10 protein-coding genes are annotated in these 7,844 nt (G+C 66.7%); 2 read left to right on the top strand and 8 right to left on the bottom strand.

Annotated elements, in window-relative coordinates; all coding sequences use genetic code 11:
- Nucleotides 1-240 (top strand): hypothetical protein (locus tag AC1DY5_RS33740; protein WP_478118612.1); only part of this gene is annotated, 240 nt, incomplete at its 5' end.
- 3 nt (nucleotides 241-243) lie between these two features.
- Nucleotides 244-1,296 (top strand): alpha/beta fold hydrolase, encoded by a 1,053-nt coding sequence (locus AC1DY5_RS33735; RefSeq protein WP_478118610.1) that lies wholly within the window; start codon nucleotides 244-246, stop codon nucleotides 1,294-1,296.
- Nucleotides 1,297-1,339: 43 nt separating this feature from the next.
- On the opposite strand, the gene gorA is transcribed toward AC1DY5_RS33735, so the two are convergent.
- From gorA to AC1DY5_RS33695, 8 genes are all read right to left on the bottom strand, one after another.
- Nucleotides 1,340-2,689 (bottom strand): glutathione-disulfide reductase, encoded by a 1,350-nt coding sequence (gorA, locus tag AC1DY5_RS33730; protein ID WP_478118608.1) that lies wholly within the window; start codon nucleotides 2,687-2,689, stop codon nucleotides 1,340-1,342.
- Nucleotides 2,689-3,723: a 2Fe-2S iron-sulfur cluster-binding protein gene (locus AC1DY5_RS33725; protein ID WP_478118606.1), complete on the bottom strand. Its 1,035-nt coding sequence runs from the start codon at nucleotides 3,721-3,723 to the stop codon at nucleotides 2,689-2,691. Before AC1DY5_RS33725 ends, gorA begins: the two co-directional genes overlap by 1 nt.
- Before the next feature lie 19 nt (nucleotides 3,724-3,742).
- On the bottom strand, nucleotides 3,743-4,777 hold the full coding sequence (locus AC1DY5_RS33720) for a ferritin family protein (RefSeq protein ID WP_478118605.1): 1,035 nt from the start codon (nucleotides 4,775-4,777) through the stop codon (nucleotides 3,743-3,745).
- Between the two features lie 50 nt (nucleotides 4,778-4,827).
- Nucleotides 4,828-5,142: an MmoB/DmpM family protein gene (locus AC1DY5_RS33715; protein ID WP_478118603.1), complete on the bottom strand. Its 315-nt coding sequence runs from the start codon at nucleotides 5,140-5,142 to the stop codon at nucleotides 4,828-4,830.
- Between the two features lie 22 nt (nucleotides 5,143-5,164).
- A complete protein-coding gene (locus tag AC1DY5_RS33710; protein WP_478118602.1) occupies nucleotides 5,165-5,500 on the bottom strand; it encodes a monooxygenase system ferredoxin subunit in 336 nt (111 codons plus the stop codon).
- Between the two features lie 14 nt (nucleotides 5,501-5,514).
- Nucleotides 5,515-5,781, bottom strand: a complete 267-nt coding sequence (locus tag AC1DY5_RS33705) for a toluene-4-monooxygenase system B family protein (protein WP_478118600.1) — start codon at nucleotides 5,779-5,781, stop codon at nucleotides 5,515-5,517.
- Nucleotides 5,782-5,809: 28 nt separating this feature from the next.
- Nucleotides 5,810-7,312 (bottom strand): YHS domain-containing protein, encoded by a 1,503-nt coding sequence (locus AC1DY5_RS33700; RefSeq protein ID WP_478118599.1) that lies wholly within the window; start codon nucleotides 7,310-7,312, stop codon nucleotides 5,810-5,812.
- Nucleotides 7,313-7,355: 43 nt separating this feature from the next.
- Nucleotides 7,356-7,844: aldehyde dehydrogenase family protein (locus AC1DY5_RS33695; protein WP_478118597.1), on the bottom strand; the 489-nt coding region annotated here is incomplete at its 5' end.

The following is a 7,844-nucleotide window of genomic DNA, read 5'->3' as shown; positions in this document are numbered from 1 at the left end:
GGCATCGACTTCAAGGAGATCGCCGGCAACAGCGGCGAGATCGTGCTCAGCCTGCTGGTGCCGGAGAACTGGTCGGCCACGGACCCCCAGGCGCGGCTGCTCTTCAAGCAGCCCATCCTGACGCGGCCGGGGACGGKGCGGGTGGTGATCGCCGCGCCCGTCGCCCGGCTCGGCGCGCTGCTGCGCCAGGTCGAAGCCGGTCTGGGCGCCGGTGCGATCGAACATGTTTACGACTTCTAGGCCATGAGCGGACCGAAGGCCAGTGCGGGCAGGTCGGCCGCGAAGCGTGGCGTCACCGTGCTGCTGCTTCTCGTTGGCGCGGTCCTGGCGGCGATCCTGGGATGGGCCGCCTTCGCGCAGGCGGCTCGCGCGATGCGGGAGACCAAGACCGTCGAGCAGATCGCCGGCGGGAAGGGGCGTTGGGTGCGCACGGCCGACGCGCAGCTCTATGTGCAGGAGTGGGGCGACCCCCAGCGCCCGACCGTTCTCCTGCTGCACGGCACCGGTGCGTGGAGCGGGACCTGGTTCGGACTGCCCCAGACGCTCGCCGAAGCTGGCTGGCGCGTGGTGGCGGTCGACCTGCCGCCCTTCGGCCTGTCGAAGGCCATGGGAATGGACGCGGGCCTGGACTACTCGCGCCCGGCACAGGCCCGGCGCGTGCTAAGTGTGGTCGACAGCCTGGGGGGCTCGGTCACCCTCGTCGGGCATTCGTTCGGCTCCGGCCCGGCGCTCGAGGCTGCGATGCTCGCAGGCGGGCGCGTTCGCAAGCTCGTGCTGGTCGATCCAGCACTGGGCCTTGGCCCTCTGGGCGAAGCGCCTGCCTGCGATGCCGACGCAGGCGTGAACTTCCTGTTGGTCAACCGTGGCGTTCGAACGGCCGTCGTCGGAGCGACCGCGACCTGGCCGGGGCTAACGGGAACGCTTCTGAAAAAGTTCGTGCACCGCACGGAAGTCGTGACCGATCAGCTCACGCCGTCCTACCAGGTGCCCTTCGAACGCCAAGGTTTCAGCGCCGGGCTCGGGGACTGGGCGCTCGCATTCGCGGCCTCTTCCTGCGAATCCGCAGCGAGTCTCTCGCCCTCGATACTTCGGGCGTGGGCCGGCGGCGGACCGCCGGTCGGGCTCATCTGGGGTGAGCAGGACGCCATCACGCCGTTGGCACAGGCCCGGTCGCTGCAAGCTTGGATCCCGCAGGCGACGCTGACCGTCTTGCCCGGGGTGGGACACATTSCTCATATCGAGAGCCCGCAGGCGTTCGCCGACGCGCTTCAGGTGCAATTGAACCCCGGGCCTTGATCGCCCCCATCGGGCGCATCGCAACTTTCGGGAGGCATGCGATCTAGCGCATGGTCACCATCTCTTCGGCGCTGGTGGGGTGGATGCCCACGGTGTCCTGAAAGTCCTCGAGCGTAGCGCGCATGCGCACGGCCACCGCGAAGCCCTGAAGCATCTCGTCCGCGCCGTCGCCGACGATGTGACAGCCGACAACCCGTCGCTCGGCGCCGGCGAGCACCAGCTTCATCTCGCAGCGCTGGCGGCGATCGGCGAGGGCGTAGTACATGGGGACGAAAGCGGTGGTCTTGACCTCGACCGCGTCGTGCCGAGCACGTGCCTGCGCTTCGGTCAGCCCGACGGTGCCTACCGGCGGATGCGAGAAGACGACCGTCGGAATGGATTCATAGATCAGGTGCCGCTCTGGCCTTCCGCCGAACAAGCGATCGGCCAACCGCCTGCCGGCCGCAATGGCGACCGGCGTGAGCGCGGCCCGGCCGGTCACATCGCCGATGGCGTAGATACCGGAGACCGGCGTGCACTGGTAGGCGTCGGTGCGCAGGAAACCGGATGCGTCGGTGGCGAGACCGGCACGCTCGAGTTGCAGGCTGGCCGTCGACGGTTCACGCCCGATGGCCCAGAACACCTGATCGTAGGGTCCCAGACGCCGGCCGTCCTGCGCAATCAGCGCGATGCCGTCGGCGCAGCGTTCCAAGCTCGCCAGCACCGTGCTCGTGAGAAAGACGACACCCGACGCGCTCATCTCTCGCATCAGTGCCGTCTGCACCAACACATCAAAATCGCGCAGCACGGCATCGCGTCGCAGCAGTTGATCGACGCGCGATCCGAAAGCATTCAGCAGCCCCGCCAGCTCGACCGCAATGTAGCCGCTGCCCACCACGGCCACGCGCTCGGGCCGAACGTCAAGCGCGAAGAAGTCGTCGGAGTTTAAGCCCAGGTCGGCCCCAGGGATGGAGGGGAGCGTGGGTCGCCCGCCGGTCGCCACGACGATATGGTCGGCCGTGTACAGGCGTTCTCCCACACGCAAGACGTGCGGACCGTCGAATACGGCGTGGCCCTCGATGTGCGTCACGCCGCGCCGTTCGAGGTTGCGCGCGTAGACGCCGTTGAGGCGAGCGATGTACGCGCCGCGTCGCCGGCGCATCTGGCCCCAGTCTGCGCGGGCGGGCGGCAATTCGATACCGTAGCCCGCAGCGGCACGGGCACCCTCCATGATGTGCGCCGCATGCCACAGAACTTTTTTCGGCACGCAGCCTGCATTGACGCAGGTGCCACCCAGTGGTCCCGGCTCGATGAACGCTGCCCGGGCGCCGTACTCGGCGGCGCGTTGCGTCACGGCGAGGCCGCCACTGCCGCCACCGATGGCGATTAGGTCGTAGTGCGATTCGGTTGTCATCAAAGAAAGCGATCGAAGAACACGCGGTCGGCACGCGCCCTGCCAGTGGCGACGAAGTCGCGCATGACGCTGTCGACGAGCCCGGGCGGCCCGGCCAGATAGAGGTCGCTCGACAACGCGTCGCCGATGTCCTGCGCCATCACTGCCGCGACCAACCCGGTGCGGGTACCGGGCGGATCGGCCGCGGAGGCCTGCATGAGCACCAGGTTCGGCTCGAGTGCAGGCGTGGCGCGCCGTGCCTGCTCGATCTCCTCGAGCCAGAACAATTCCTCGGCACGGTTGGCACCGAAATAGAAGCGCAGCCGGCGCTGTGGCCAGCGCTGCAGCGCCGCCTGCGCGATGGACCACATGGGCGCGAGCCCGGAACCGCCGGCGAGAAGAACGATGTCGTCCACGCCGTCCTCGCGCAGCCACGCAAGGCCGTAGGGGCCCTCGAGCGTCACCCCATCACCCGCGCGCAAACTGTCGAACAGGTGGCTGCACCCTAGTCCTCCGGGCTTGCGCTTGATGATGAATTCGAGGCGACCGTCCTGTCCCGGCAGATTTGCCATCGAGTAGGCGCGCCGGCCGATGCCGTGCGGAAGCTCGAAGAGCATGAACTGGCCCGGCAAGAAGTCGACCGACGGATCCGCCTGGAGCACGAGATGCATGACGCCTCGGTTGAGCAGGCGCAGGCCGCTCACCCGCGTGCGCCATTGTGCCGGCCGCACCGCTGGCGCGCCTGCGCCGGGCCGGACCTGGATCACGCAGTCTTCCTGCGCGATGCTCTGGCAGCACAAGATGCGATTGCCCTTGCGCCGGTCGCGTTCGCTGAGCCCCGGCGCGGCGGCCCAGAGCGAACTCACCGTCCCCTCGATGAGCTGCGCGCGGCAGCTCCCGCAGCTGCCGCTCGCGCATTCGTAGGGCAGGTCGATGCCGGCCGCCAGCGCTGCCGCGAGCACGGTCTGTCCTGGGGCGCATGCAAGACGCGCACCGCTGGGGTTCAGGCGAACGAAGGTCGTAGGACCCGCCGGGGCCACTTCGATGCGGTTCATGGCAGTCGCGAGTGCCGGATCAGGCTTGCGGCATCAGACCGGCGTCGGCCAGGAACTCGGCCCATCCGGTCGACGCATCGTCGGCAATCGCGGCTGCTGACATTGCGCCTCCCGCATGGCGCGCCAACAGCCGGCTCGCCGACTCGATGATCGCCGTGCCGTGCGGCCGCCATTGCGCCACCAACTCGCGCAGCACGAAGGCGTTGGCGCCGTCAGCCTGGACCATGGCACGGCACGCATCGGCGGTCCAGCGCCGGCTGCGCTGCGTATCGAGAAACAGGTTTTCCGCGATCAGCGCATCGAGTTCGTCTCCGTGCCTGCGGGCCACCTCGGCGAAGGCGTTCAGGAACAGTTCGTCGGTCACTGGCTTGACCACCAGGTTCAAGCCGACAAAGGCCTGGTCCCAATCGTAGGCAACCAGGAGGCGCTCGATGGCTTCGCGCACCGCCTGCCAATCGGGGTCGTCCTGCCAGGTTGCGCGATCGTTCGTGCCGAAGCCGCGCTCCGGGTGCGCACCGGCGAGTTGGCGCGTGCGGTAGGCCACGCGCTGTACGCGGCGCAGCTGATCAGCGGTCTGGAACGCGGCGCAGTTGCCCAGGTAGCTGGAGTGCGCGAGCTGCTGGACGTAGGCCGAAATCATCTGCAGGCCGTGGCCGAGGTAGCGCGCCGGCGTGAGCGCCGCAGCGAGGAAATCGAGCGCTTGCGGGCTCAGGCCGAAGTCGCTGTCGCGCACCTCGCCGTACTGCTGCAGCAGGCCGTCGACGTAGGTCTCCTGCTGATCCATGGCCTGCGTGTACTTGCGATAGGTCATCTGGTCCGGATCGCGGAAGCTGTGCAGCGCATGGACCTTCAATGCAGTGCTGTCACGGTGCTGGATCAGCCACCGGTTGCCATGCACCTCGGGCCCCATCTCCAGCGGGACGACGCCGACCGTGTGATTCATGTCGTGGGTCACGACTTCGTATTCGCTGGGCTTGCGGCCAAGGTTGCCGAAGCTCGACCAGGTCTTGGCGCGGCGGGTGCGCAGCGCGACGGTTGCAACAGGGGAGTTCACGATGGTCTCCAAGCGGTGTTTCGTGTGTGGACGGCTCGCATCGGCCGCGATCAGGACTTGAAGTACCAGCGGTACTCGCAGTCGCTGGTTTGCATGCGGCCGGCGAACGAGGGCATCTCGATCTCGAGCCGCGCGAGGTCGTAGCTGCGGCCGAGGCTGCGCTCGAGACTGGCCCGCGTCAGCCGGCAGTCGTGCAGCGTGTGGATATGCAGGTAGTCGCCACGGTCGGTGACGAACACGTCGCACTCGGGGTTGTCCTCTTCCACCGCATCGATCACAGCCTCGGCGATCTCGCCAGCGCGCAGGATCGGGCCGACCGCGTCGTACTGGACGGATTCGGTCATGAAAACTCGGTCGCCTGCCATCTTGTTCTCCTGGATTGAAATTTCATGCGTCGACCGCCTGCCCGGCGATCCACACCTTGCCGTCCACGATGCGCAGCGCGAACCTCTGCAGACATTCGCCCGCCGGATTGATGCTCCTGCCGCTGCATGCGTCGAAACTCCATTGATGCGCACGACAGGTCAGCACCTTGCCGTTGAGTTCGCCTTCGACGAGCGCGACGCTCTGATGCGGGCAGACGCCGTCGTAGGCATGGAACTCGCCGTCGACGTTGACGACGAGCACCTCGCGGTCGCCGACATCGAAAGATTCCATCTCGCCAATCCACAGGTCGTCGACGGCACACACCTCGACGAAAGGAAGGCTGTCGTTCTTCGGCATCGTCGCTCCCACGATCAGAGGGCCCAGCCGACCGTGACCCATTCGAGCGGCTTGAGGCCGGGGTCGGCCAGCACCTGGGACAAGGTGCTATCAGTCGACACCGTGCGCTCGCCGACCTGTACGCGGTAGCCCCTGGCGCCGGGCTTGCGCGGCACGCGCCGTCCGACGCTGTGGACAGCGATCTTCTCCGCCACTTGGTTCATCGTGTCGTCGGTATCGACCGCCACCAGGTGCGGCACGAAGTCGCCCTGGAACACGCCGTAGATCGGGAACAAAGCCATGAATGTCTCCATGAGGTTGTGATGTGCTTCAGGCCACCTTGCGCTGGGGCTTTGCCGCCGGCGCGTAATCGCCGGCCCAGCGGTAGGCATAGGCGTCGTCGCCCATCACCTCGGGCGTGATGCCCATCCATTGCAGGCCGCCGGCCAGGTTCATCGGCTGGATCTGGCCGAGCAGGAAGCGATCGACCACGTTGGTGTGTCCGGCATAGCGCTCGGGTTCGCTGTCGAAGATCCACTTCGACACGTCGGAATCGAAGTTGTAGAGCCGGCCCTTGTATTCGCTCGTGTACATCTTCAGGTGATGACGATCCCAGGCGGAGCCCAGCGGCAGCTGCGTAATGTTGCACAGCGCCGGCAGCGTCTCGGGATRGGTCTGCGCCATGTCGCCGCGGTTGACGTTGGCAATGATCTCGTCCCACAGAACACCCCAGCTGTCTTCCCAATCTGGGTACTTCTCGTTGAGCCATTTGCGCTCGGCCTTCGACACGCCGGCATTCGGCTTCCAGAACAGCGTCGGCCGCCAGAACCAGGTGCCGATGTGCATCGCGTGATGGCCGTGGTCCAGACAATGCAGGAAGGTATCCCAGAACCAGGGCTTGGCCAGGCCGTAGTCCTTCATCGTGCGCTCGTGGTGGTGCACCACCCATTCGAGCATGAACTCCTTGAAGGACATCTTGCGCTTGGCCACCGGCGTGTAGTAGTCCATCGAAGTGCCGGTCAGCGTCTGGAACAGCCGGAACGAGCGCCAGAACGAGACATCGAAGATGTACTGCGCGCGCTTCGGGTCGTGCTTCATCAGCACTTCGAGCGTCGGAAACCCGAGCTGAGCATGGCGCGCCTCGTCGGTCTGGATGCTCGAGAGCAGGTTCGAGAAGTCGACGTCACCGGCCTCCATGGCGTCGGCCGCAAGCGCGACGAACTGGATGTTGGTGAACCCGTGCTCCACGGTCAGACTGGTCGCCATCGCAGCCTCGATGCAGTTGGCGTTCAGCATCCAGTCGTCGAAGAAATTCTTGACCGCCAGCACACCCCACTCGTTGGTGTGGAAGGCCTTGTTGCACCAGTCGAAGCGCTCGTCGTGCTTGAGCAGGTCGTGCGAGAACGCGAGGTCGAGCTGTGCATGACGGATCTCGTCGAGCATGCCGAACACGCCCAGATTGCGCCAGCGCGGCGTCGGTGCGAAGCGGCAGAAGCGGCTCTGCATGGTGACCGCCATCTGCTCGACCATGCAGGTCGTGCCCATGTGCAGTTGAGAGGAAGCGGTGTGGCCCGGATCGAGTTTCTCGTAGATGTTGGCGCGCTTGAGCGCCTCGCGCACCGCATGCGCGCCCGATTCCTTCTCACGCTGCACGCGGACGTAGTCGCGGTAGGTCACGCGATAGGGCTCGTCCCAGGCGTCCCAGGCCTCCTTCGGAACCGGCCCGCATCCGGACCAGGCTTCGGGAAAGGCTTCGCGCTCGTCGACGTACGACAGCGTCCAGTCGACATCGCGGGCGATGTCGTACCAGTCGTCGCGGCTCAGCAAGTTCATGGTTGTCTCCTGTTCGTGCATTCTTCGGAGGCGCGGCGAGGGCTCAAGCGGCGCGCTTCACATTGAGCACCTGGACCGAGGTGTATTCCTCCAGCCCGAGGCGGCCGAGTTCGACCCCGATACCCGAGCCCTTGACACCGCCGAAGGGGATGTCCGGGCCCATCGCGGGGTGCTGGTTGACCCAGGCACCGCCTGAGTCGAGCTGGGCGGCGAGTTCGGTCGCGCGGTCGACATCGGAGCTCCAGACCGAGCCGCCCAGCCCGTACTCGCCGTGATTGGCCCAGCGCAGGGCTTCTTCCTCGTCGTCGTAGGGCGTGATGCTGAGCACGGGCCCGAAGACCTCTTCCTTGACGACGCGCATCCCGGGCGTCACGTCGGTCAGAATCGTGATGGGGAGGAACAGCCCCGGGCCGGGCGGCACCGGGCTCTGGTACAGCAGCTTCGCACCGCCGGTCAGCGCCTCATCGACCATCGCGCGCACYAGGTCGTACTGCGCCCTGTTCTGGATCGGGCCGATGTCGACGCCTTCCTG

Source organism: Variovorax sp. P4_D9 (genome assembly GCF_056401695.1).
This window is presented reverse-complemented; position numbering and strand designations above follow the sequence as displayed.

Excerpts from the sequence above, each read along its gene's own strand:
- gorA (WP_478118608.1), bottom strand. The coding sequence starts at position 2,689 with ATGACAACCGAATCGCACTACGACCTAATCGCCATCGGTGGCGGCAGT.
- AC1DY5_RS33725 (WP_478118606.1), bottom strand. The coding sequence starts at position 3,723 with ATGAACCGCATCGAAGTGGCCCCGGCGGGTCCTACGACCTTCGTTCGC.
- AC1DY5_RS33715 (WP_478118603.1), bottom strand. The coding sequence starts at position 5,142 with ATGGCAGGCGACCGAGTTTTCATGACCGAATCCGTCCAGTACGACGCG.
- AC1DY5_RS33710 (WP_478118602.1), bottom strand. The coding sequence starts at position 5,500 with ATGCCGAAGAACGACAGCCTTCCTTTCGTCGAGGTGTGTGCCGTCGAC.
- AC1DY5_RS33705 (WP_478118600.1), bottom strand. The coding sequence starts at position 5,781 with ATGGCTTTGTTCCCGATCTACGGCGTGTTCCAGGGCGACTTCGTGCCG.